This is a genomic window from uncultured Erythrobacter sp. (assembly GCF_947492365.1).
Lineage (GTDB): Bacteria > Pseudomonadota > Alphaproteobacteria > Sphingomonadales > Sphingomonadaceae > Erythrobacter.
Genome location: NZ_CANLMB010000001.1, coordinates 1,632,618 through 1,656,858, shown reverse-complemented (window position 1 = coordinate 1,656,858; position 24,241 = coordinate 1,632,618). Strand labels below are relative to the sequence as shown.

25 protein-coding genes and 1 tRNA gene are annotated in these 24,241 nt (G+C 61.8%); 17 read left to right on the top strand and 9 right to left on the bottom strand.

Translation table 11 applies throughout. From position 1 onward, the window contains the following. The first annotated feature begins 5 nt into the window (after window positions 1-5). From Q0887_RS08050 to Q0887_RS08035, 4 genes are all read left to right on the top strand, one after another. Window positions 6-1,025 carry an ABC transporter ATP-binding protein gene (locus Q0887_RS08050; RefSeq protein ID WP_299193830.1) on the top strand — a complete coding sequence of 340 codons (1,020 nt, stop codon included), beginning with the start codon at window positions 6-8 and terminating at the stop codon, window positions 1,023-1,025. 77 nt (window positions 1,026-1,102) lie between these two features. After that, entirely contained in the window at window positions 1,103-2,134 is a 1,032-nt protein-coding gene (locus tag Q0887_RS08045) for a Fe(3+) ABC transporter substrate-binding protein (RefSeq protein ID WP_299193828.1), read from the top strand. A 109-nt stretch (window positions 2,135-2,243) separates the two neighbouring features. Further along, a complete protein-coding gene (locus Q0887_RS08040; RefSeq protein WP_299193827.1) occupies window positions 2,244-3,074 on the top strand; it encodes a ferredoxin--NADP reductase in 831 nt (276 codons plus the stop codon). Window positions 3,075-3,176: 102 nt separating this feature from the next. Further along, the gene (locus Q0887_RS08035) at window positions 3,177-4,319 is read left to right on the top strand and encodes an acyl-CoA dehydrogenase family protein (RefSeq protein ID WP_299193825.1); all 1,143 of its coding nucleotides are present in this window, start codon (window positions 3,177-3,179) and stop codon (window positions 4,317-4,319) included. A gap of 72 nt (window positions 4,320-4,391) precedes the next feature. On the opposite strand, the gene Q0887_RS08030 is transcribed toward Q0887_RS08035, so the two are convergent. Continuing rightward, a complete protein-coding gene (locus Q0887_RS08030) occupies window positions 4,392-4,877 on the bottom strand; it encodes a hypothetical protein (RefSeq protein WP_299193823.1) in 486 nt (161 codons plus the stop codon). 379 nt (window positions 4,878-5,256) lie between these two features. Between Q0887_RS08030 and Q0887_RS08025 the strand changes: the two genes are divergently transcribed. The 12 genes from Q0887_RS08025 (at window position 5,257) to Q0887_RS07970 (ending at window position 19,061) form a co-directional block, all read left to right on the top strand. After that, window positions 5,257-5,997 (top strand): SDR family oxidoreductase, encoded by a 741-nt coding sequence (locus tag Q0887_RS08025; RefSeq protein WP_299193822.1) that lies wholly within the window; start codon window positions 5,257-5,259, stop codon window positions 5,995-5,997. A 245-nt stretch (window positions 5,998-6,242) separates the two neighbouring features. Then, the gene (locus tag Q0887_RS08020) at window positions 6,243-7,265 is read left to right on the top strand and encodes an aldo/keto reductase (RefSeq protein ID WP_299193820.1); all 1,023 of its coding nucleotides are present in this window, start codon (window positions 6,243-6,245) and stop codon (window positions 7,263-7,265) included. 174 nt (window positions 7,266-7,439) lie between these two features. Next, the gene (locus Q0887_RS08015; RefSeq protein ID WP_299195289.1) at window positions 7,440-8,006 is read left to right on the top strand and encodes a lytic transglycosylase domain-containing protein; all 567 of its coding nucleotides are present in this window, start codon (window positions 7,440-7,442) and stop codon (window positions 8,004-8,006) included. 50 nt (window positions 8,007-8,056) lie between these two features. Continuing rightward, a complete protein-coding gene (locus Q0887_RS08010; RefSeq protein WP_299193818.1) occupies window positions 8,057-8,389 on the top strand; it encodes a TrbC/VirB2 family protein in 333 nt (110 codons plus the stop codon). 16 nt (window positions 8,390-8,405) lie between these two features. Then, the gene (locus Q0887_RS08005) at window positions 8,406-8,690 is read left to right on the top strand and encodes a VirB3 family type IV secretion system protein (RefSeq protein ID WP_299193817.1); all 285 of its coding nucleotides are present in this window, start codon (window positions 8,406-8,408) and stop codon (window positions 8,688-8,690) included. A 21-nt stretch (window positions 8,691-8,711) separates the two neighbouring features. Next, entirely contained in the window at window positions 8,712-11,138 is a 2,427-nt protein-coding gene (locus Q0887_RS08000; RefSeq protein WP_299193816.1) for a VirB4 family type IV secretion/conjugal transfer ATPase, read from the top strand. Beyond that, the gene (locus Q0887_RS07995) at window positions 11,135-12,310 is read left to right on the top strand and encodes a type IV secretion system protein (protein ID WP_299193814.1); all 1,176 of its coding nucleotides are present in this window, start codon (window positions 11,135-11,137) and stop codon (window positions 12,308-12,310) included. The genes Q0887_RS08000 and Q0887_RS07995 overlap by 4 nt, the downstream gene beginning before the upstream one ends. Window positions 12,311-12,327: 17 nt before the next feature. After that, window positions 12,328-13,137, top strand: coding sequence for a TrbG/VirB9 family P-type conjugative transfer protein (locus Q0887_RS07990; protein ID WP_299193812.1), 810 nt, complete (start codon window positions 12,328-12,330; stop codon window positions 13,135-13,137). Between the two features lie 49 nt (window positions 13,138-13,186). Beyond that, window positions 13,187-14,299, top strand: coding sequence for a TrbI/VirB10 family protein (locus Q0887_RS07985; RefSeq protein WP_299193811.1), 1,113 nt, complete (start codon window positions 13,187-13,189; stop codon window positions 14,297-14,299). 16 nt (window positions 14,300-14,315) lie between these two features. Further along, window positions 14,316-15,359, top strand: coding sequence for a P-type DNA transfer ATPase VirB11 (gene virB11 / locus Q0887_RS07980; RefSeq protein ID WP_299193809.1), 1,044 nt, complete (start codon window positions 14,316-14,318; stop codon window positions 15,357-15,359). Then, window positions 15,356-17,491, top strand: coding sequence for an RNA degradosome polyphosphate kinase (locus tag Q0887_RS07975; RefSeq protein ID WP_299193807.1), 2,136 nt, complete (start codon window positions 15,356-15,358; stop codon window positions 17,489-17,491). The genes virB11 and Q0887_RS07975 overlap by 4 nt, the downstream gene beginning before the upstream one ends. A 10-nt stretch (window positions 17,492-17,501) precedes the next feature. Beyond that, window positions 17,502-19,061, top strand: a complete 1,560-nt coding sequence (locus Q0887_RS07970) for a Ppx/GppA family phosphatase (protein WP_299193805.1) — start codon at window positions 17,502-17,504, stop codon at window positions 19,059-19,061. A gap of 3 nt (window positions 19,062-19,064) precedes the next feature. On the opposite strand, the gene Q0887_RS07965 is transcribed toward Q0887_RS07970, so the two are convergent. Next, window positions 19,065-19,913 (bottom strand): queuosine precursor transporter, encoded by an 849-nt coding sequence (locus Q0887_RS07965; protein ID WP_299193803.1) that lies wholly within the window; start codon window positions 19,911-19,913, stop codon window positions 19,065-19,067. 59 nt (window positions 19,914-19,972) lie between these two features. Here Q0887_RS07965 and Q0887_RS07960 point away from each other — a divergent pair. Next, window positions 19,973-20,049, top strand: a tRNA-Arg gene (locus Q0887_RS07960). 12 nt (window positions 20,050-20,061) lie between these two features. Here the strand turns inward: Q0887_RS07960 and Q0887_RS07955 are convergent. From Q0887_RS07955 to Q0887_RS07925, 7 genes are all read right to left on the bottom strand, one after another. Beyond that, window positions 20,062-20,868 carry an NUDIX domain-containing protein gene (locus Q0887_RS07955; RefSeq protein ID WP_299193801.1) on the bottom strand — a complete coding sequence of 269 codons (807 nt, stop codon included), beginning with the start codon at window positions 20,866-20,868 and terminating at the stop codon, window positions 20,062-20,064. A 563-nt stretch (window positions 20,869-21,431) separates the two neighbouring features. Next, window positions 21,432-21,764 carry a Grx4 family monothiol glutaredoxin gene (gene grxD, locus Q0887_RS07950; protein WP_299193799.1) on the bottom strand — a complete coding sequence of 111 codons (333 nt, stop codon included), beginning with the start codon at window positions 21,762-21,764 and terminating at the stop codon, window positions 21,432-21,434. 39 nt (window positions 21,765-21,803) lie between these two features. Further along, the gene (locus tag Q0887_RS07945; RefSeq protein ID WP_299193797.1) at window positions 21,804-22,037 is read right to left on the bottom strand and encodes a BolA/IbaG family iron-sulfur metabolism protein; all 234 of its coding nucleotides are present in this window, start codon (window positions 22,035-22,037) and stop codon (window positions 21,804-21,806) included. Window positions 22,038-22,043: 6 nt separating this feature from the next. Then, window positions 22,044-22,367 carry a DUF1476 domain-containing protein gene (locus Q0887_RS07940; RefSeq protein ID WP_299193795.1) on the bottom strand — a complete coding sequence of 108 codons (324 nt, stop codon included), beginning with the start codon at window positions 22,365-22,367 and terminating at the stop codon, window positions 22,044-22,046. Window positions 22,368-22,429: 62 nt separating this feature from the next. Beyond that, on the bottom strand, window positions 22,430-23,428 hold the full coding sequence (locus tag Q0887_RS07935; RefSeq protein ID WP_299193794.1) for an NADPH:quinone oxidoreductase family protein: 999 nt from the start codon (window positions 23,426-23,428) through the stop codon (window positions 22,430-22,432). A 15-nt stretch (window positions 23,429-23,443) separates the two neighbouring features. After that, window positions 23,444-24,043, bottom strand: a complete 600-nt coding sequence (leuD, locus tag Q0887_RS07930) for a 3-isopropylmalate dehydratase small subunit (protein ID WP_299193793.1) — start codon at window positions 24,041-24,043, stop codon at window positions 23,444-23,446. Further along, a complete protein-coding gene (locus tag Q0887_RS07925) occupies window positions 24,043-24,195 on the bottom strand; it encodes an isopropylmalate isomerase (RefSeq protein WP_299193791.1) in 153 nt (50 codons plus the stop codon). The genes leuD and Q0887_RS07925 overlap by 1 nt, the downstream gene beginning before the upstream one ends. Window positions 24,196-24,241 lie beyond the last annotated feature (46 nt).

The following is a 24,241-nucleotide window of genomic DNA, read 5'->3' as shown; positions in this document are numbered from 1 at the left end:
TTATTTTGAGCCTTCAATTCGATCATATTGCCCATGCTTATGGAGATGTGGCGGCGCTGCATGATGTGTCTTTCACCGCGCCGACAGGAGAAATTACCTGCCTGCTTGGATCGTCGGGCTGCGGAAAGTCAACCTTGCTGAACCTCGCCGCCGGATTGCTGAGCGTGCAAAGCGGCAGCGTGTGGGTCGGCGATGAAGTGCTGGCCGAGTCTGGCCGCAACCCGCCGCCTGAGGCGCGGCCTGTCGGCATGGTGTTTCAGGACGGCGCGCTGTTTCCGCATATGAGCATCGCGCAAAATGTTGGCTTTGGTCTGGCCCGCGCTGAGCAGCACGCGGTCGAAGGCTGGCTCGAAGCGGTCGGCCTTGGCGGGCTCGGCGCGCGTTTTCCGCATGAGCTTTCGGGCGGCCAGCAACAACGCGCCGCGCTTGCCCGTGCGATGGCTCCGGGGCCGCAGGTCCTGTTGATGGATGAACCCTTTGCCAGCGTCGATATCGTGCTGCGCCGCCGCCTGCGCCGCGATTGCCGCCGTTTGCTGCGCGAGCGCGGGACGACAACGGTTCTGGTGACGCATGATCCCGAAGAAGCGCTCGATGTAGCGGACCGGATCGCGGTGATGGAAGGCGGACGGATCGTCCAGTTCGGCACGCCGCAGGAATTGCACGAAGCCCCTCAGGCCGCGTCGGTGGGCGCGATTTTCGGCGGTGCGCAAGTGGTGCGCGCCGTGCGCGAGGGCAGCGAATTTCTCACCGCCTTCGGACCGTGGGACGTGGCATCGGCGAGCGGCGATGTGCCCGAAAGTCTGGCGATCGACCTGCTGATCCATGCTGACCAGCTGGACTGCCGCGCGGACCCGTCCGGCCTCGAAGTGCGCGATGTCCAGCCGCTCGGTTCGTCAACGAGGGTGCTGCTTGCGGGCGAGGGCGGGGCGGAGATCACCGCCGAGACTGCCGAAATGATCGAGCCGGGTGCGCGCTATCGCGTCGTGCCCAAGCCAGCGAGCCTTCGCGCCTTTGCGCAAGGGTAATCGCCTGCGAATTTAGCGCTTGCCAAGTTGCAAATACTATTGCAACGCATTCGCAACAAACATGGGAAGGACTCTCGATGAAACGCATGATTCTCGCCGCAGCCATGGCATTTGCAGTCACAGCCTGTTCGCAGAGTGACGCGCCTGCTTCTGATGCCGGAGAGGTCAATGTCTTTTCCTCGCGCCATTACGACACCGATCTGGCGCTCTACGAGGATTTCACCGAGCAGACCGGCATTACCGTCAATCTGATCGAAGCCGACGCCGATGCGCTGATCGAGCGGATTGTGAGCGAAGGCGACCTCACCAGCGCCGACCTGCTCGTCACCGTCGATGCGGGCCGCCTGTGGCGCGCGGAAGAGGCTGGCATTCTCGCTCCGGTGGAATCGGACGTTCTGGGCGAGCGCCTTCCTGCGCATCTGCGCCACCCTGACGGATTGTGGTTCGGCCTTTCGACCCGTGCGCGCGTCATTATCTACAACCGTGCGGCTGGCACTCCGGAGGGCCTCGAAGACTATGCCGACCTCGCCGATCCCGCATGGCGCGGCGATATCTGCATCCGCTCCTCGTCCAACATCTACAACATCTCGCTGCTCTCCAGCATGATCGCCAATCAGGGCGCAGAGGCGGCGGAAAGCTGGGCGAGCGGCGTCGTCGCCAACTTCGCCCGCGATCCGCAGGGCAATGACACCGCGCAGATCGAAAGCGTTGCGGCAGGCGAGTGCCGGATCGCGGTTGTGAACACCTATTACCTCGCGCGCTTCGCCGGCAGCGAAGAGCCCGAACAGCGCGCGATCTTTGATGCGCTGGGCGTGATCTTCCCCGATCAGGACGGCAACGGCACCCATGTGAATGTCAGCGGTGCGGGTCTGGTTGCAGGCGCACCCAACCGCGACAATGCGATCGCCTTCCTCGAATATCTCACTTCGGAGAGCGCGCAGCGTTACTTCGCGGATGGCAACAACGAATATCCCGCGGTTGAAGGATTGCAGGCCAATTCAGCGGTTGAACAACTCGGCACATTCCGCGCCGACACGCTCAACGCGGCAGAAATCGGCCGTAACCAGCGCCAAGCGGTGGAGATTTTCGACCGGGCCGGTTGGAACTGATTTGAAATGGGGGAGGGCGCAAGGCGCGCTTTCACCCCTTATCACTAAACTACCTTGAAGCGGGCGCGCGAAACCTCCATTTGCGCCGCAACCAATATCAGAGGCAGTTTTGACCGAGACGACCACCAGCAATCCGATTCCCCCGCGTGACGCCTTCAATGAAAGCGGCGCGCTTTCGGTCGAGACGATCACCCACGTTCACCAGTGGAACGATGATCTGTTTACGCTCAAGATGACCCGTCCGGCGAGCTTCCGCTTCCGTTCGGGTGAGTTTGTGATGATCGGCCTGCCCAAGGAAGACGGCAAGCCGCTGCTGCGCGCCTATTCGGTCGCCAGCCCGAGCTATGACGAGGAACTCGAATTCCTCTCGATCATCGTGCAAGACGGCCCGCTCACCTCGCGGCTCCAGCATATCAAACCGGGCGATCCGATTTACCTCGGCAAGAAGCCCACCGGCACGCTCGTCACCGACGCGTTGCTGCCGGGCAAGCGGCTGTTCATGCTCTCGACCGGCACCGGCCTAGCTCCGTTTATGAGCCTCGTGCGCGATCCTGAAGTCTACGGCATGTATGACGAAGTGGTGGTGGTACACTCGGTCCGCCGCGTTGCTGATCTGGCCTATCGCGATCTGCTGGAATCGAAGCTCGAAGGCGATCCGCTGCTCGAGGACGAGGACCGGGCCAAGATGATCTACGTGCCCACAGTGACGCGCGAGGATTTCCACACGACCGACCGCATTCAGGTGCTGATCGACGATGGCCGCTTGTTCAAGGATTCGAAGGGAGAGAAGGCCTTCAACCCCGAAACCGACCGCGTGATGCTGTGCGGATCAATGGCGATGATCAAGGATCACGCCGCCGATCTGGAAGCGCGCGGGTTCGAAGAGGGTGCCAACAACAAGCCCGGCCAGTTCGTGATCGAACGCGCCTTTGTGGGTTAGACCCGACTAGCGGTTTCACGCTTTACATCGCCGTCTCTCTCGGGTCAGTTGCGCGCCGTTGTCCTTTGGGCAACTTTACCCGAATGAGAGAGACGACCCGCAATGCTCCAGACCGCGCACCGCACCGCCTATAACACCGATCACGAAGCCTTCCGCGACACCGTTCGCAAGGTTCTCGCTGAACACATGGTGCCGCATCTCGACGCGCATGAGGCCGACGGGATTGTCCCGCGTGAAGCGTGGAAGGCGCTGGGCGAGGCGGGGATGCTGTGCCCCACAGTCAGCGAAGAAAATGGCGGGCTGGGCCTCGATTTCGGTTTCAATTGCGTGGTCAATGAAGAGGTCGCCTATCTCGGCTCATCCGCCGGCTTCACCCTGCAAAACGACATCACGGTCAATTATTTCGAGCGGCTGGGCAATGAGGAACAGCGCGCACGCTATCTGCCCGGTCTGGTGTCAGGCGACATCATCAGCGCGATTGCGATGACCGAACCCGGCGCGGGCAGCGATTTGCAAGGGGTCAAGACCACCGCAGTCGCCGACGGAAATGACCTCATCATCAATGGCTCCAAAACTTACATCACCAACGGCCAGAACGCCGATGTGGTGATCGTGGTGGCCAAGACCGATCCGTCGCAGGGCGCCAAGGGCACTTCGTTGATCCTCGTCGATGCGGGCACGCCCGGCTTTGAGAAAGGGCGCAATCTCGACAAGATCGGGCAGCATTCCGCCGACACTTCGGAACTGTTCTTCGCAGATGTGCGGGTGCCCAGGACCAACATTCTGGGCGGCGAAGGGCGCGGCTTCATCCATCTGATGGAGGAACTGCCGCAGGAGCGCCTCTCTATCGCCGTCACCGCGCAGGCAGGCGCGCAGCGCGCCTTTGACGAAGCGGTGAACTTCACCAAGGATCGCAAGGCCTTCGGACGCACCGTGTTCGAATTCCAGAACACCAAATTCACGCTCGCGGACCTCAAGGCCAAGCTGCAAGTCGGCTGGGCGCATCTCGACTGGGCAATCGCGCGCCACCTTCGCGGAGAGCTGACCACCGATGAAGCCTCAGCGGCCAAGCTGTGGCACACCGAAATGCAGTGGGAGATGGTCGACGCCGCGCTCCAGTTGCATGGAGGCGCGGGCTATATGAACGAATACGCCATCGCGAGACTATGGCGCGACGCGCGCGTCCAGCGCATCTATGGCGGCACCAGCGAGATCATGAAGGAAGTTGTCTCGCGGTCGATCTGAGGGGGCTCGTGGTCGCTGCATGTCGCGACAGGTCGGCGCAGGCGCTGACCCTATTGCTGCCCAATTGATTGCTTAATTCGCAGCCGAAGCGAACCAGGCGCTGAAAGCCTCGCTTAATTCAGGCGAATAGTAGAGAAATTCGGTGGGATCACTGCGCCACGCAGTGCGATGATCCTCGAAGGCAATAAACATCGAGCTTTCGACCGAAGGTTCGCCATAGGCTTCGCGCATCGCGGCAATGGCCGAATTCTCTTCTTCTGGCTCGACCATTACCCAAACCATTTGCAGTCGATCGTCACCGATCACGAATTCGGCAAAGCGCGGTGCGCCGAAGTGATCGAGTCCGTTGCAATCAATCTGTATCTGGCGGTCTTCGACGTTGGGCAGGAATGGCGGATCAATCTCACGTACATTCAAACCGTTTGAGCATTTTCCGTCCAGAGCTTCCTCGACTTCATCTGCGCTAGCACCCCAATCGACAGCTTGGGGCAGCGAGACGTCTTGCGCAAAGGCGGGGCTGCACACAGTAAGAGCCAGAGTGGCAATCGTATAACGCATGTGAGTTCCTTGATCCTGCGCCCAAACAGATGGGCCCGTGCGCTCAATTATAACGGCACATCTCTCATGCAGGTGGCTTACTCTACTAATACACAAAGGATGGCGACGAACAACTTGGAAAGCCTGGGTTTACGGGCTCTCCAGAAGATCAGATCCTTCATAAAGTTTTTGGCGCAGTGGGACTCGGAGCCCCGACGCTCGGGTTATGATTCCACTGGTCGATACAAGCCAGCTTTTGTAGTCAATCGTCCGCTTCCACCCCCAACAATTGCCATCGCTCACCCACACTCGCACATCCCAAAGCGGCCGCTGAGCCAGAAGGCACTCCTTTACAAATCACCCGCCGCGCTCTTCTAGTGCGGTCTAGGGAGAGCATGCGATGAGTAACCCGATTGATTTTACCGGCAAACACGCCCTCGTCATTGGCGGGTCGAGCGGGATCGGCAATGGTATTGCGCAGGGCTTCCGCGCTCAGGGCGCGCGCGTCACTGTTACCGGCACGCGGCCTGATGCGGGCGATTATCTGGAGGCCGAAGATAGCGACTTTGCCGGGCTCGACTACGCGCATCTCGACGTCACAGACCGCGCGGCGGCGGACGCATTGGCGGCGCGATTGGGCGATGTTGATGTGCTGGTGATGAGCCAGGGCATCGTCCATTATGCGCGCAAGGAATTTGAGCGTGAAGGCTGGGACAATGTCATCGACATCAATCTCAACTCGGTGATGGACTGCGCGCGGGCGTTCCACTCCGCGCTTAAGGAAGCGGGCGGGACGATGATCGTCGTGTCATCGGTCGCGGCGTTCAAATCGACCTTTGGCAATCCGGCCTATGGCGCCTCGAAAGCGGGCGCGGCGAGTCTTGTGAAATCCCTCGGCGAGGCATGGGCACGCGACGGCATCCGCGTGAACGGCATTGCGCCGGGACTGGTCCCGACCAAGCTCACGACTGTGACGACCGAGCATGAGGGCCGGCGCGAGGGCGCGCTCGCTAACATCCCGCTGCGCCGTTTCGGCACGCCGGATGATATGGCAGGCGCGGCTCTGTTCCTTGCCTCGCCGCTGGCTGGCTATGTCACCGGTCAGACGCTGGTGGTCGATGGGGGGCTGACGCTGTCTTGATCGGGTCTTGAGCGCGAAGCGAGGGTGAGGTTTCGTTTTTTCCTACACGCGCCAAAGCCGCTATAGAGGCGGCTGGACAACAACCGAACGGACGCAAATGTGAAAGTTGACACTCTAACTCCCCAAAATTGCGAAATTTTCTCGGGTTTTGAGTGTTTTGCAGAGAAGGCCAATTTTTTAAACAGGGCACTTGGGTGGTCCAAGTCTGTGCCCGCATCTCCGGCAATCAAAGGACACAAGCGGCTATGAAGTTCACCCGTCTCGGCCAATCGGGCCTATCGGTTTCGCGCCTGTGTCTGGGCTGCATGTCCTATGGCGACACGACCAAGGGCTGGCACGGCGACTGGCTGCTGGGCGAGGAGGAGAGCCGTCCGTTCTTCCGCCAAGCGCTGGAGGCCGGGATCAACTTCTTCGATACCGCGAATGGCTATTCGGGCGGGACGAGCGAGGAGATCACCGGCAAGCTGCTCAAGGAAATGGCAAAGCGCGACGAGATCGTGGTGGCGACCAAAGCCTTCATCCCGTGGCGCAATGCTCCGAATACCGGCGGGCTGTCGCGTAAGGCTCTGATGCAGGCGGTCGATGACAGCCTGACGCGGCTGGGCTTGGACTATATCGACCTGTTCCAGATCCACCGCTGGGACGATGCGACCCCGATCGAGGAGACGATGGAGGCGCTGCACGACATCGTGAAGGCGGGCAAGGCGCGCTATATCGGGGCTTCGTCGATGTATGCGTGGCAGTTCGCGCGTGCGCAGGAGACGGCGCGTGCAAATGGCTGGACGCGCTTCATTGCAATGCAGAACCAATTGAACCTCATCTACCGCGAGGAAGAGCGCGAGATGCTCCCCCTATGCGAGGCTGAAGGGGTCGGGGTGATCCCGTGGAGCCCGCTGGCGCGCGGGCGGCTGGCGCGGCCTGTGGGGGAGGAGACGGTGCGGAGCAAAACCGATGGCTTTGGCAAGGTGATCTACCCCGAGGATGAGGCTGACAATGCGGTGATCGGCGCGCTGGCTGAACTGGCCGAAGCACGCGGGCGTCCGATGGCGAGCCTTGCGCTGGCGTGGCACTTCACCAAACCGGCGGTGGCCGCGCCCATCATCGGCGCGACCAAGGCAAGCCATATCGATGCTGCGGTGGCCGCGCTCGACATCGAGCTGACGGCGGACGAGGTGGCTGCGCTGGAGGCCGCTTACCGCCCCAAATGGCCCACCGCGATGGCGATGGGACTGCCCGGAATGGATCAGGTGAGCGTGCTGGGCGACTAGTGTGCCGCCTTCTCCTGCGAGCCGGGCTGAATTGGCATTTTGGCGATGCGGGTAATTGGGGTAGCATGGCGCTCTTGTGGAGGGGACGGCATGATTCTCGAATCTTCGGGAAATCGCGTGTTTACGGCGCGAGGCGCCTTGATTTGCATAGCGACGTCGCTGGTGCTGACCGCGATGCCCGCTCGTGCAGATGTGATGGAAGTGGGCCCTGACGGGGCGCGCTGGGTGGCTGGCGGCAGCTCGGTGCTGGTCGGGCAGCCTTCGCGCGAGCCGCTGCGCGATGTCTCCGGCTTGAACGTGCCCGACGATATCGTGGGAAGCACGCAGGCCAATGCCTCCGGTATCCCGCCGCAATACGCCGCCAAGATCGCTGAACTCGCCGCGCGTTACGACCTCAGCCCCAGCCTGCTCGAGGCGCTGGTGTGGCAGGAGAGCCGCTGGCGCGAGAATGCGGTCAGCCATGCGGGCGCAAGGGGGCTGGCGCAGCTGATGCCGGGCACCGCGCGCTATCTGGGCGTCGATCCGGATGATCCGATGCAAAACCTCGAAGGCGGCGCGCGTTACCTGCGCGAACAGCTCGACCGGTTTGACGGCGACCTTGAGAAAGCGCTTGCCGCTTACAATGCAGGCCCGGGGCGAGTGATCCGCGCCGGCGGCATTCCCAATATTCGCGAGACTCAAGGATATGTCGCGGCCATCATGGGCCGCCTCGCCGACCACTCACGCGCACCCGCGCCCTGACAGACTGATATACAAAGCGCCGAGCGCTACAAAGGAAGATGGACCACTCGATGAAATCGCTTCTCCGCCTACCGGCCCGCATCGCAGCCATGCTGACGGTGCTGCTCGCGGCCATCGCAGGCCCAAAGGCAGCATTCGCGCAGGCTCTGCCGCAAGCCGCCGCGCCGCAGGGTTCGGGCCCGATCGTGAACGCGATGCTGTGGATGCAGTCGATCCTGCTTGGCCCCATCGCAACCAGTTTGGCTGTGATGGCAGTTGCTGCTGTGGGCTTCATGATGCTGACGGGGCGGATGAACTGGCGTTTTGGCGCGACCGTGATCATCGGCGTCTTCATCATCTTCGGCGCTCCGGTGATTGTCGCCGGTATCGCAGGCGCGACGTAGGGAGATCGAGCAACCAATGAGCGATCTTGTCCGCCATCCTGTCCACCGCGCGCTGACGCGGCCGCAGATGTTTGCGGGGGTGACGATGAACTTCTTCGTCATCAACATGATGGTGACGACGATCGCGTTCCTGCTGCTCAAAAGCTACTGGATCGCGCCGGTGCCGGTGGTGATGCACGTCATCGGCTACTTCGCGTCTTTGCGCGAACCGCGCATCTTTGACCTCTGGATCACCAAGGTATCCAAGTGCCCGCGCGTGCCCAACTTCAAGCGGTGGGGGTGCAATTCCTATGCGCCCTGACCTGATGATCGAGGCCCGCCGATGGTGAAGTGGATCGGCCCTGCTGCATGGAGCGCGAAGGAAGCGCGTGTTGGCGACCGGCTGCCATATGAGCGGCTGATCGACGAAAACACCGTGCTTCTGCGCGATGGTTCGGTGATGAGCGCCATCCAGGTGCCGGGCCTGCTGTTCGAGACCGAGGATTCGCAAGCGCTCAACGCCCATGCCGCGACGCGCGAGGTTGTGCTGCGATCAACGCTCGATGCGCGCTTTGTCCTCTATCACCACGTCATCCGGCGCCGGGTTGAAGTCGAGCTGGACGGCGAGTTCCCTGATCCGCTCTCGCGCCATATCGACGCACGCTGGAAAGAGCGACTGGCAGGTGGTTCGCTGTTCATCAACGATCAGTTCGTCACCCTCATCCGCCGCCCCGCGCGCGGCAAGACCGGCCTGCCCGAACGCATGGCCAAGTTCTTCTCGCGTCAGGCACACAGCGCGCTCGAAGCCGACCCCAAGGACGTCCGTAGCCTCAAGGCAGCGGTCACAGGGTTGGTCGCATCGCTCTCTCCATACGGAGCGGTGGTGCTGGGTGACTACGATGCGCCTGGCGGAACCGGGGGCAGCAATTCGGAGATGCTCGAACTGCTCTCCGCGCTCTATAATGGCGAGATGCGCCCCGTGCGCCGCCCCGCAGCCGACACCGATATCGGCCATATGATCCCCTATCGCCGCGCGAGCTTTGGGCTCGATGCGATGGAGATCAAGGGCGCGGGTCAGCCGGACTTCGCTGCGGTACTGGGCCTCAAGGACTATCCCGAGGCAACCTCGCCCGGAATGCTCGACCCGCTGCTGCGTCTGCCGTTCGAGATGGTCGTGACCGAAAGCTACGCGCCCAGCGAGCGCACCACTGCGCGCGAGAGGATCGACCTAGCTCTGCGCCGCTCGCGCTCGGTCGATGAAGAGGCCGCGGCTGAGCGCGCTGACATGATGGCCGCGCGTGATGAGCTGGGCAATGGCGTGGTCGGCTTTGGCGATCACCATCTGACCGTGCTGGTGCGCGAGCGCGCGCTTGACCGGCTCGACGATGCTGCCGCCGCGTGCACCGCTGCGCTGGCTGATACCGGCGCGATTGCAGTGCGCGAGGACACCAATCTGGAGCCGTCATTCTGGGCGCAGTTCCCGGGCAACGAGGAATATGTCGTGCGCCGCGCGCTGATCTCCTCGGCCAATATGGCGAGCTTCGGCAGCTTCCACGGCTTTGCGCTGGGGCAGGCGAGCGGCAACCATTGGGGCGATGCGATCACGCTGCTGGAGACGACCAGCGCGACGCCGTTCTTCTTCAACTTCCATCACGGAGATCTCGGCAATTTCTCGGTCATCGGGCCGAGCGGGTCGGGCAAGACGGTGGTGATGAACTTCCTTGCCGCCCAAGCGCAAAAGGTGAAACCGCGCACGATCCTGTTCGACAAGGATCGCGGGGCAGAGCTGTTCATTCGCGGGATCGGCGGGCGCTATGACCGGATCAATCCCGGCGAGCCAACCGGCTTCAATCCGCTCTCGCTGCCTGACACGCCGAGCAACAAGGCGTTTCTGCGCGATTGGCTGGGCGTGCTGCTCGGAGCGGACGGGCCGGAGGAATTTGCGATCATCAGCGCGGCTGTCGATGCGACCTATGCCAACGATCCGAAACTGCGGCGGTTGCGGCACTTCAAGGAGCTGCTCGCCGGGGCCAAGCGCCCGCAACCCGGTGATCTGGCCGACCGGCTAAGCGCGTGGATCGGAAGTGCGTCTGGCGACGGCGGCGAACATGCGTGGCTGTTCGATAATGAGGTCGACGCGCTCGATCTGGACAGCCGCGTTCTCGGCTTCGACATGACGCAGCTGCTCGACAATCCGCGCCTGCGCACGCCGACCATGATGTATCTCTTCCACCGTATTGACGAGCGGCTGGACGGTGAACCGACCATGATCCTGATCGATGAGGGGTGGAAGGCGCTCGATGACGAGGTCTTCGCCGCGCGCATTCGCGACTGGCTCAAGACCTTGCGCAAACGCAACGCGCTGGTCGGTTTCGCCACGCAAAGCGCGCGCGATGCGCTGGAAAGCCGGATTTCGACCGCTCTGGTCGAGCAAACCGCGACCATGATCTTCATGCCCAACAGCCGCGCGCGGGCGGAGGATTATTGCGACGGCTTTGGCCTGACCGATCACGAGCTGGCGCTGATCCGAAGCCTGCCCGCACACAGCCGCTGTTTCCTCGTCCGCCAGCCCGATGCGAGCGTGGTGGTGCGGCTCGATCTGTCAGGCGCGCCCGAAGTGCTCACCATCCTCTCCGGCCGCGAGACGGCAGTGCGCCGCCTTGACCTGCTGCGCGAGGCGGTGGGTGATGCGCCGAGCGAGTGGTATCCCGCGCTCACCGATTGCGCGTGGCCGGACGGCGCCAGCACCGAACGGCAGGCGGCCGAATGACGACCTCGTGCGATCTTGTGGCACAGGAAGTGGGCAGCGGCGTCGCGGCGGCGCTCACGGCGGTGGACTGCATCGCGACCAATGTCAGCGAAGAGGCGTTCAACCGGCTATTCGGAGCGGATGGCCAGCTTGGCGTCGCGCTTACAATTGCGCTCACACTTTACGTCGCCTTCTTCGGCTTCAGCCTGATTCTGGGCCGTTCGAACCTGTCGATCCGGGCATTCATCCCCAAGATGATGACTATCGGTCTGGTTCTGACCTTTGCGACCAGTTTCGCGGTGTTCCAGCAGTTCTTCTACTCGATTTTCGTCCTCACGCCGGATTGGCTGGCGACCCAGATCACCGACAGCGACGGATCGGCGACCGCCACTTTCGCAGCAAAACTGGATGTGGTGTTCCTAGTCGTGCAGGAGGCCAGTCAGGGGCAGGAAAATATCAGCCTGTTCTCCCCGCCGGGAATGATGTGGGCTGGCGCGATGCTGCTGTTGCTTGGCACCGCAGGTCTGTTGGTCACAGCGCGCATCGGCCTCGCATTGCTGCTCGCGATTGGCCCGATCTTTGTGGTTTTGGGGCTGTTCAACGGGACGCGCGGGCTGTTTGTCGGCTGGCTCAAGGGGCTCGTGATGCTTGCGCTGGCGCCTTTGTTTGCAGTCGTCGGAGGCTCGATCATGCTGGAGATCGCGGTGCCGGTCCTTGCGGCCTTGGTCGCTCAGCCGGGGCAGATTGATCCGCAGGCAGCGATGGCGTTCTTCGTCGTGGGATTTGTCCATGCCTTGCTGATGATCATGGTGCTTAAAGTGTCGAGCAATATGGTCGCAGGCTGGCAGGTCTTTGGCCTCGCAAAGCCGGACGTGCCGGCCGAGCCCGGGGTCGAGACGGCGCGCATGGGGCCGCAGCAAATGCCCAGTGTCCTGCCCGTGCGCTCCGGTGCTGCGGGCCCTGCACAAGTTGGGGCCACCGCCCCGCGCCGCGTGGATGTCGCGATGGCGAGCGCCTATGCGGCCAATGACGCAGGGCCAGTCAACACGCACACAACCTGCGAGACAAAGGTTTTCGCGACCTCGTCCGCCCGAACCCAAACCACTTCCGCAAGCGCTGCCGCATCGCGCACACGCGGGATCGGCAACCGCTTCCGCACGGCGGGTGCGCATAGAAAATCGGAGACAGGCTAATGTTTAGCGCCGGGCCTTTGCGGCTCCTTTGTCTTGGTATCGCGATTGCCGTCGCGGCTCCTCTCGCGGCGCAAGAGGCGCGCGCTGACGATCCGCGCGCCCATGATCCGCGCCTCGTCACGCTGACCTTCGACGAGACGCGCGTCTTCACGATCAACGGCAAGGTCCGCGTTCAGACCACGATAAAATTCGCACCCGACGAGCTGATCCAGAACGTCGCAATCGGCGACAGCGCGGCGTGGCAGGTCCAGCCCAATCAGGCGCAGACGATCCTGTTCGTTAAGCCGCTGGAGCCGAGCGCGCGCACCAATATGACGGTCGTGACAAGCCGCCGGACCTACCTGTTTGACCTCGTCGCATCCCCGCGCAATCAGCCGCTTTATGTCATGCAGTTCCGCTATCCCGATATCGAAGCCGCCGAAGCCGAAGCCGCGCGCATTGTAGCCGAGGAAGCGCAGCGCGAAGAGGCAAATGCGCTCGAACTGGCGGCGGCCAATGATCCCTATGCGGTGAGCGATCCGGCGCGGCTCAATTTCGACTGGGTGGGCGAGGGCGACCGGGCTCTGCTGCCCGCGCGTGCCTTCGACAATGGCGAGGCTATGTTTCTCAGCTGGCCTGCCGGGACGTCGATCCCCGCGATCCTGATTACCAATGAGGATGGCGATGAGGGGCCGGTGAACTTCACCCCGCGCGGTGACACTCTGGTGCTCGACTTCGTGCCGAGCCAGATCATCTTGCGTTCGGGCGACGAGCGCGCGACGCTGACCAACAATGCCCCGCAGCCGCGCAGTGCGGGCCTGAGCGATGACGAGCGCCGCGGATCATGATGCCGCGCCGCACCCGAATAGAGATGGAGAGGGTACAATGCGCCTAGCCATGCGACTTCCGCCCAAAAAGGGCGACAGCCCCGGCAGCGGAGATCAGGATCCGCGCGACGAGACATCGGCGGAGGTCATCGACCTTGCCAGCCGCAGTGGCTTCTCGCCGGTCGCCGAGCGCCGGACCAAGACCGAGGGGCTGGGACTGGCTGCTGGCGTAGCAATTGTCGCGCTGCTTGGCGCGACGACCTATTGGGCGATGAATGCAGCTCAGATGCCTGCTGAACAGACCGCCGCGCCTGCACAAACCGCAGCTCCAGTAGCGCCGATGCCTGTGGTGGCTCCTGAACCGCAGCAGGCCGTAGCGCCCGTGCCAAGCCCGATCCCCGCACCCGTTCCGATCCGTTCCAATCCGCCGGCGGTTGTCCTCGCCGCCAATCCCTATGCCAGCCCCAGCCTCGTCTATGATGCGAGCGCGAATGCGCAACGCGCGCAGGCCGCCGATCCCGCAGCCGCTATCGCCGCTGCGGCTGCGCCAATGGCTGGCGATGGCGGAGCAATCGGCTCTGCTGCCCAGTTTGCCAGCCGTGTCGGCGGCGTTGGCGGAGCGCCCGCGCAGGCGCGCGCTATGGCTAACCCTTCGACCACTGTCATCGAAGGCACCATGATCCCCGCAATCCTCGAAACCGCGATCAACACCGATGTGCCGGGCTATGTCCGCGCGGTGGTGAGTCAGGATGTGCGCAGCTTTGATGGGACTGAGATACTGATCCCGCGCAGTTCGCGGCTGATCGGGCAGTATCAATCAGGCGTGCAGCAGGGGCAAAAGCGCGCCTATGTGATCTGGACCCGCTTGATCCGCCCTGATGGGGCATCGGTCAATATCGCCTCGCCCGCAGTGGCGTTCGACGGGACTACGGGCCTTGCAGGCGATGTCGACAACCACTTCTTCCGCCGGTTCGGTTCAGCCATGCTGCTGTCGGTTGTCGGCGGATTGGGCGCGATTGCGAGCGGGGGAACCTCGGTCATTCTAGGCGGAGCGGGGCAGAGCGCCGCCAGCATCGCCGCGCAGCAGGACGGGCAGATTAGTCCGACCATACGCGTAGGGATGGGCGAGCCGATCCGCGTCTTCACCGCGCGTGACCTCGATTTCAGCCAAGTGAGCCAGTAGGCGCGCAAGAGGCAGAATGAGCGCGGATATCCACCCTCTTACTTCCAGTCCGGACAAGGCCCCTGAGGCTGAGGACTACGCGCCCATCGATGGTGAGCGCAGCGTCTATCTCGATGCCTATCTCGCCCCGTTCAAACGCTGGCTCGACCGCGACACGGTGACCGAGATCATGGTCAATGCGCCCGGCGAGATATGGATCGAGGACGCCTCTGATCCGGGCATGAAGCGGATCGACGCGCCTGAAATTGACGACCGGCTGGTGCAGCGCCTTGCAGAGCAGGTTGCACGGGTCAGCCATCAGGGCATCAATCGCGAGCACCCGCTGCTCGGTGCGACGCTGCCTGCCAAGGGGAATGAGAGCGGCGCCCGCATCCAGTTCTGCGGGCCTCCTGCAAGCCGCAAGCACTGGGTCATGGCTATCCGCCGCCATCGCCGGCTCGACCTGCCGCTTGATGCCTATGACACAGGTCCGCTGACGGGCGAGGTGCCGGTTGCGATGCCCGACGCCCAGAAGGAACCGATTGCCTATCTGCGCGAGGCGATCCGCCATCGCCGCACGATCCTGATTTCGGGCGGGACCAGCACCGGCAAGACCACTTTCCTCAACGCGATGCTGGGCGAAATCCCGCAGGAAGAGCGCGTCGTGCTGGTTGAAGACACGCCCGAGCTCAAATTCCCGGGCGAGAATTCGGTGGGCCTCGTCGCGGTGAAAGGCGAGCTGGGAGAGGCCAAGGTGACCGCCAACGAGCTGCTTCAGGCCGCGCTTCGCCTGCGCCCTGACCGGATTGTGCTGGGCGAGCTGCGCGGCGCGGAGAGCGTTTCTTTCCTGCGCGCGATCAACACCGGACATCCGGGCAGCTTTTCCACGATCCACGCCAATTCCCTGCACGGTGCGCTGGAGCAGCTTTCGCTGATGGTGATGCAAACCGGGATTGGGCTTAGCCGGTCGGACACAATCGCCTATGCCGCCAATGTGATCGACGTGATCGTGCAATTGGGCCGCGATGAGAACGGCAAGCGCGGGATCACTGCCATCGCGGAAAGCAAGACCTTGCTGTGACGAACGCGCGAGATGCGGATGCCTATTTCAACCGCGAATTGTCATGGCTCGCCTTTAACGATCGGGTGCTGGCGGAGGCGTGCAACACGCGCTACCCGCTGCTCGAAAGGCTGCGTTTCCTGTCGATCTCGGGGAGCAATCTGGACGAGTTTATGATGATACGCGTCGCCGGACTTGTGGGTCAGGTTCAGCGCGGGATCGACAAGCCCTCGATTGAAGGGCGCACACCAACCCAGCAGCTTATCGAGATCCGTCAGCGGATCGAAAAATTGTCAGCAATGCAGCAGGATATCTGGCGCGAATTGCGCGCATTGCTGGCACAGTCGGCAATCCATATTGCCGATGAGGACCGGGTAAAACCGGCAGCGTACCAATGGCTTAAAGCCTATTTCCTCGAAGAAATCCTGCCCGTTATAACCCCGCAGGCGCTCGATCCGGCGCACCCGTTTCCCTTCGTCAACAATGAAGGGATGGGAATCCTCTTCACACTCACGCGCAAGTCCGATCACGAACAGATCAGCGAGATGGTGTTGATCCCTAGCGCGCTGCCGCGCTTTGTCCGTGTGCCGGGCGAAATCGCCGGTGATGACGAGGCTATCTACATCTCCATCGCCAGCCTGATCCAGCGTTATGCGAAGAAGCTCTTCCCGGGATTTACTATCGTGGGAGACGGGTTGTTCCGGGTGCTGCGTGACAGCGATATCGAGATCGAGGAAGAGGCGGAAGACCTTGTGCGCACCTTCCGCAGCGCGATCCAGCGGCGGCGGCGGGGACAGGTGATCCAGCTGGAGATCGAAGACGATTTTGACCCGCTCGCCGAGCGCCTGCTTCTCGAGCAGCTTGGCGTCACCGAAGCGGCGGTAATCAAAACCGATGGCGTGATCGGGATCGACGGGCTTGAAGAAATCGCGCGCGAGGACCGGCCCGATCTCAAATTCGAAGCCTATGCCCCGCGCTATCCCGAACGCATTCGTGAACATGACGGCGATGCCTTTTCCGCGATCCGCGAAAAGGACATCGTCATCCACCACCCTTATGAAAGTTTCGAAGTGGTGGTCGATTTCATCCGTCAGGCCGCTGCCGACCCTGATGTCGTAGCGATCAAGCAAACGCTCTACCGCGCAGGCTCACAATCTGCGGTGATCAACGCGCTGATCGAGGCGGCTGAAAATGGCAAATCAGTCACCGCCTTGGTTGAGCTTAAGGCGCGGTTTGACGAGGAGCAGAACCTCAAATGGGCGAGCAAGCTTGAACGTGCAGGCGTGCAGGTCATCTACGGCTTCACCGATTGGAAGACCCACGCCAAGGTCGCAATGGTGGTCCGCCGCGAGGAAGACGGTTTTCGCACCTACTGCCATTTCGGCACTGGCAATTATCACCCTCTGACAGCGCGAGTTTACACCGATCTGTCATTCTTTACCGCTGATCCTAGGCTTGGGCGGGATGCGGCCAAGATGATGAATTTCGTCACTGGCTATGTCGAGCCTGAAGCACTGGAGCAGATTGCCATCGCGCCGCTCAATCTGCGCGAAGAAATCTCCGCGCGGATCGAGACCGAGATTGCCAATGCGCGCGCGGGAAAGCCCGCTGCGATCTGGATCAAATGCAATCAGATATCCGATGCAAGGATGATCGACCGGCTCTATGCCGCCAGTGAGGCGGGGGTGGAGATCGAGCTGGTTGTGCGCGGCATTTGCTGTTTGCGTCCCGGTGTCCCGGGCTTGAGCGAAAACATTCGCGTTCGCTCGATTATCGGGCGCTTCCTCGAGCACAGCCGCATTTACGCCTTTGCAAACGGTCACAAGATGCCGAGCCCCGATGCCGCATTGTTCATCTCTTCAGCGGACCTGATGGAGCGCAATCTCGATCGCCGGGTCGAGGCGCTGATCCCGATTCGCAATCGAACGGTGCATGACCAGATCCTGCAACAGGTGCTGCTCGCCAATATGCTCGACACCCAGCAAAGCTGGTGGCTGCATGAGGATGGCAGCTATTCGCGGGTTGAGGCCGAGGACAAGCCCTTCAACTGCCACCGATACTTTATGACCAACCCTTCGCTTTCCGGACGCGGCGGCGCATTGGAGGCGGGTGCGGTGCCGCAATTGTCGCTCCGCCGGGGGCGGACCGCATGAGGCGAAAGGCATGAACAGCAGGCGCAAACGCGAACAACGCGAGGGCACCTTTGCCGGCAGCAGTGCCGAGCGCGCGATCATTGATATCGGGTCGAACACGGTGCGCCTCGTCGTCTATGGTGGTTCAATGCGCGCGCCGGTCGTGCTGCTCAATGAAAAAGTTACCGCACGGCTTGGCCGCGATATTGCGGTTAGCGGACGGCTTGCCGATGAAGCGGTTGAACTGGCGATGGGCGGGCTTGCGCGGTTCGCGCTGCTGCTCGATGACCTTGGCATTGACGATGTCGAGACGGTTGCAACCGCCGCCGTGCGCGAGGCCAGCAACGGGCCGGAGTTTATCGGCGAGATTCAGAGGCTGGGCTTCGCGCCGCGCCTCCTTTCGGGCGAGGAAGAGGCATGCGTGAGCGCGAGTGGCATCGCCGGTGCCTTCCCTGGTGCTCAGGGCAGCGTCGCTGACCTCGGGGGGGGCAGTCTGGAACTTGTCGCCATCAATCAGGGCGAGACGGGTCAGCCGGTCTCGATGCCGCTGGGGGCGTTGAGGCTGCCGGAATACCGGCTTGGCCGCGATACAGACGCCGAAATGCGCAAAGCGCTCGAAAGCGTGATCGGCAAGAACGGCTGGAATCTAGCAAGCGGGAAAGCTCACGAACCGCAGCCGCTCTATCTGGTTGGGGGGACATGGCGCGCAATGGCGGTGTTTGCGATGGAATCGCGCAGCCATCCGCTCACCGACCCGCACGGCTTTGAGCTGAGCGCCAAAGGTGCGGCAAAGCTGGCGACCCGCCTATCGGGCGAGAGCGCCGCCCGTCTCGGCTCGCATCCGCGCATTTCCTCCATGCGCGCGGAAATGCTGCCTGATGCGGCGGTGTTGCTCCACGCTCTGCTTCTGCAATTGGGGCCAAGCCGCGTGGTGTTCTCTTCGTGGGGCCTGCGTGAAGGGCTGCTCTATGACCGGCTGGAGGCTCATGAGAAATCGCAAGATCCGTTGCTGACGGGCGTCTCTGCCTTTGCCAAATTGCGCGGTGCTCCCGCCACATTGGCAACACGGATTGCGGGATGGACCGTTGATGCTGCGCCGTCGCGAATTCATGGCAGCGAGCGGCTGCGGCTGGCGGCGACTATGCTCGCACTCGCATCGATGCAGATCGAGCCCAATATCCGCCTGCCGCAAGCGATAGACTGGGCGCTGCACAAGCGCTGGATCGCTATTGACGCTGGCGAGCGAGCGCTGCTCGCCGCTGCGATTGCGGCCAATGGCAACGCGCTTGATCTGCCTGAAAGCGTCAAGGCGCTTGCGAGCGAGGAAGCGCTGGAGGAGGCCGTCTGCTGGGGTCTCGCGGTTCGGCTCGCGAGGCGCTTGGGAGCACGCTCGCGCAGATCGCTGGAAGTCAGCCGGCTGCGGGTCGAGAATGGCGAGTTGGTGCTTCGGCTTGCGAGGAGTCACGCCGCTTTGTTCGGGCAGCCGAGCGAGAAGGACATCGCGCTACTCGCAGGCAGGCTTGGCATTGGATGGCGGGTCGAGATCGTGGCGGACGATGGTCTGCACGCCAACGCCGACGATCGCTCCTGAGCGCTAGGCCTTGCCCGAAAAGGGCGAAAAGTCGGTGTCGGTGTCATACAAATCCACCCCTTCTGCCTTCTTCAATCGGTTCACCATCAGATAGGTGACTGGGGTCAAGGCAGCCTCCCACACGACCTTGAGCAGCCAATTGGTCACCATCACCGTCAGAACAGCTTCAGTCGTCCAGATGCCCCAGAATGCGATTGGGTAGAAGATAAGGCTGTCAACGCCTTGCCCCACCACGGTAGAGCCAATCGTGCGCGACCACAGCGCCTTGCCCTTGGTCCAGACTTTCATCTTGGCCATGACATAGGAATTGACGAACTCGCCTGCCCAGAACGCGGTGATTGAGGCGAGAACGATGCGCCAGGTGCTGCCGAATACAGATTCGTAAGTTTGCTGGCAGATCGCACCGGGAACGGCCTGCGGATCACCGCGCATGTCCAGTGAGGCCGAACCAGCACATTGCCACCCGTCAAAGGCGGGCAGGCTGACCACGACATAGCTCATAAAGGCGAGGAAGATCATCGCGGCAAAGCCGGTCCAGATCACCCGCCGCGCGCGGGCAAAACCGTAAATCTCGGTCAGAATGTCGCCGATGACATAACCGAGCGGGAAGAACAGGATGCCTGCGCCGTAGATGAAGATGCCTTCGGGAGCAGGCCACCAACCGGCAGGCCACCAGCTGACTTCGAGAAAGGTGAGCTTTGCCGCGCCGATCAGATTGGACAAAAGCAGGATCGCGACAAAAGCCGCCATGACGAATTCGTAGTAGCGGAAACTGACCGGAGCATGGCTAGTGGCCTGAACTCCATCATCAGGATCGTCGTCAAATGCGGCGGCTTTATCGGGTTTATCCATCGGCCAAGTGACTAGCGCGATTTGAATGCTCGGAAAAGCGCGCTATTGGCACCCGCAACGCGCCCTTAGCTCAGCTGGATAGAGCACGGGACTTCTAATCCTGAGGTCGCAGGTTCGACTCCTGCAGGGCGCGCCATTTTTGTTTCGATTACGCCCGCGCCACGGTCTCAAGCAATTCCGAAGTGATGGGATAGCCAGCATCGGCCTTGATCGTGAGCATTGGCTTGTCGCCGCTCGTATCGATTTGCGGAACGATGGTTTTGACCGGAATGGCCTCGGCCTGCGCGCGCGCTTCCTCGAAACTGGCGAACAAGGCCAGCCGTTCCAAATTGCGCCGGGTGGGGAAGATTAATTTGATCTCGCCCGTCTCGGCCATGTCGAGTGCGCCTTGTGCGCTCACCCAGAACAGGCGTGTATTCTCCGAATTGTCAGTCGAGACATCGACTTCGCCGGTGCCGAGATTGGCGAGGTAAAAGCGGGTGTCATAGACGCGCGGAATTCGCTCATTCTTGGGATACCAGCGCGCGAACGGGGTTATTTGCGGAAGGTCAATTGACCAGCCAAATTCCTCCAGCACGGGCGGAAGCTCGTTTTTCTCCTCGAGCATCGCGCGCGCCTTTGCCGCTTTGTCGGCATCGATTGCGCCTTCAAGCCCGAGAGCAAGTCCCGTTTCCTCGAGAGTTTCGCGGATCGCGGCGATCTGGTGCGCGGCCTCGTCAACTGCAATCGCGCCGCCCGATTGCGCGGCGACTTCCTCTCCCAGCAGAAAGTCCGAAGGGTCAACGCGCCCACCCGGGAATACCGCCATGCCGCCGGCAAAGACCATTGTGCGTGAGCGAACCGTCATCAGGATTTCCGGCGCACCCCCATCGGCTGCGTTGCGGAAGATGATGATTGTCGCGGCGGGAATTCCCTCCGCTACGGGTTGCCCATTAAGGTTGGATTCGGTGCTCATAGAGCATGGTGATGGCGGTCTTGTGCGCGAAAGCCAAGCGCCCGCAGCGGGCCCTGTCGGTATATCTTACATCTCCGAGAGCGTATATCTCTTGGAAACTATGTAAAGCACTGATTTTATGCGTCTGAGTGGTTTTGGCACGGTGGATGCATAGTAGGATGCGAAGAAAGTGGTCTTCAATACGAGGTGAGAACTTCCTGGTCTCTGTGTCTCACCTCCCCGTGCAAAAAATAGCCGCCTCGCTTGGTACCGCGAGGCGGCTTTTTTGTGCGCCTTTTTGTTTTTCGCTCCCACCTCCGTGGGAGCGTCCTCGCTAGATGTGCGGCAAGCCGCACCCGCTGCGGGCGGCCAGTCGGCTTTGCGGCTGCTTCGCAGCCGTGCTCCGCGACCAAGCCAATAACTGGCACCAACTGTTAGGCTTAAGAGAAATGGCTGGGCATGATCGTGAGCCGGAGGCGAACCAGCGCGCGACTGCGCGCCGCCGCCCCTGCGGCGAAGCCAAGCGGGCCGGACGGCCCGCGCCCGGCGTTTGAGGGCGCAAACAAAGAAGAAGCTGGGAAGCTTTAGCTTTCCAGCTTCGCTACGTTCTTTTCGTCCATCATCTGCTGGAGCTCGCCCGCTTCGAACATCTCCATCAAGATGTCGCTGCCGCCGATGAATTCGCCCTTTACATAGAGCTGGGGGATAGTCGGCCAGTCGGAATAGGTCTTGATCCCCTGCCGGATTTCCATGTCCTGCAGCACATCGACGCTTTCATATTGCACACCGCAATGATCGAGGATCGCCACCGCGCGGCTCGAAAAGCCGCATTGCGGGAAGAGCGGGGTGCCCTTCATGAACAGGACAACGTCATTCTCGCCAACGAGAGTGGAAATGCGGGTATCGGTATCAGCCATGATGCGGGCCTTTTGAGGTTCGATTAGTTTGGTTGCAATTTAGGTGGGAAGCCGCGTGGTGACTTGCAAGGCGTGGAGTTCTCCGCCCATCTTCTCGCCAATCGCAGCATAAACGAGTTTATGCTGCTGGACGCGGTTCTTGCCTGCGAATGCAGCAGAAGTAACCGTGACGGCCCAGTGATCGTCGTCACCTGCCAGATCGCGCAGTTCCACCACTGCATCGGGCAGTGCGGCTAGGATCGCCGCTTCGATATCGGGTCCAGCCATCGGCATGATGGCTTAGCTATCGCTCATAAGTTGGCGTTTGGCCTCGACCGTCATCTCTTCGAGCTTGGTGCGGATGTCGGATTCGCTGACATCGGTATCCGCTGCGGTCAGATCGCCGAGCAATTTGCGGATCACATCTTCATCGCCGGCTTCCTCGAAATCGGCCTGCACGACCGCTTTCTTGTAGGCGTCGGTTTCCTCATCGGTGAGGCCCATGACACCCGCCGCCCATTCGCCCAGCAGCCGGTTGCGGCGCGCAGCAACACGGAAGGCTGTTTCTTCATCCATCGCATATTTGGCTTCTTCGCCGCGGCGGCGATCGTCGAAATCGGTCATTATGGTCCCTTTGAAGTCTGAGCGTCCGAAATAGGTGCGCCGGAGGCTTGCGGCAAGCGCTGTCAGTCCATTGTCACGACAAGTTTGCCAACAGCCTCGCGGTTTTCCAGTTTGGCAATTGCTTCACCGGCGCGCTCAAGCGGGAAGGTTTCTGATACCAGAGGGTCAATCTTACCTTCCTGCATCAGCGCGAAGAGCTCTCGCACCTGCGCCATGAATTTGGCCGGTTCGCGTGCGGTGAAGGCGCCCCAGAACACGCCGCATATGTCGCAGGATTTGAGTAAGGTGAGGTTGAGCGGCATCTTGGCAATCCCGGCGGGGAAGCCAACCACGAGGAAGCGGCCCTCCCACGCAATCGAGCGCAATGCAGGCTCGGAATACTGGCCGCCGACAATGTCATAGACGATGTTCGCGCCAGTCGGTCCGCAAGCTTCCTTGAAGGCGGTTGCGAGTTCCTTGGATGCGGCTTTGTCCATCTCATCGCGCGGATAGATCACCACCTCGTCCGCACCGGCCTTGCGTGCGACTTCGCCTTTGGCCTCGCTTGAGACAGCGGCGATCACGCGCGCGCCATAGGCTTTGGCGAGTTCGACAGCCGAGAGGCCTACGCCGCCAGCTGCGCCCAGCACCAGCACGACATCGCCTTCCTTGATATGGCCGCGATCCTTGAGGCCATGGATTGTTGTGCCGTACGTCATCAGCAACGATGCCGCTTTTTCGAACGGCACGCCGTCGGGGATCGGGAACATGCGACCCGCTGGCACAATCGCCTTTTCGCGCAGGCCACCATTGCCGATACCCGCCATCACGCGGTCGCCCACTTTAAAGTTTTCGACGCCTTCGCCAACCGCCTCTACCACACCAGCCAGCTCGCCGCCGGGTGAGTAGGGGCGTTCGGGCTTGAACTGGTAGAGATCGCGGATCATCAGCGTGTCGGGATAGTTGATCGCGCAGGCCTTAACCGCGACCAGCACTTCGCCTTTGCCAGGGGTCGGCACTTCGATTTCGTCGAGTGTGAGCGTTTCTGGGCCGCCCACTTCGTGGGTCTGGATGGCTTTCATGGCGATTGTTCTCCCTTAAATATTGGTGCCGGTGGCGAGCCAGCCTTGCGCACCCGCGCGGCGGCTTTCGTAATTTCCGATGGCGTCCTGCCGCTCGAGCGTCAGCGCCACTTCGTCGAGGCCGTTTATCAGGCAGTGCTTGCGGAACGGGTCGATGTCGAAGGTGTATCGGTCCTGAAACGGAGTGGTGACGGTCTGGGTGTCAAGATCAATGGTGATCTCGTCTCCGCCCCTTGCGACCTCCATCAGCCGGTCGACTGCCTCTTGTGGCAGGACGATAGGCAGGATGCCGTTCTTCACCGCATTGCCCGAGAAGATGTCCGAATAGCTTGGCGCAATGACCGCGCGGATGCCCAGATCAAGCATCGCCCAAGCGGCATGCTCGCGGCTGGAACCGCAACCGAAATTGTCGCCCGCGATCAGGATCGGCGCGCCTGCATTGGCAGGATCGTCAAAGACATTGCCGGGCGCCGCACGGATCGTCTCGAACGCGCCTTCGCCCAAGCCTTCGCGAGTGATGGTTTTGAGCCATTTTGCCGGGATGATGATGTCAGTGTCGACATTCTTCGCGCCAAAGGGGATGGCGCGGCCTGACACGGACGAGATCGCATCCATTAGTCGGTTTCCGGCGGCTCATTCGAAGGAATCGGGCCGGGCTGGGTCGGCTCGTTCTGCTTCTTGCGCTTGTTGGCGTAGAGCAGAGCGGCCGCGATTGCGGCAGATCCGATGGCTCCGGCGGCGATGGCAGCTTTGGATTTCTTGGTCATATCATTCTCTTGGGGAGGGTGAGGGGGATTGGCAAGTGGTCAGCGA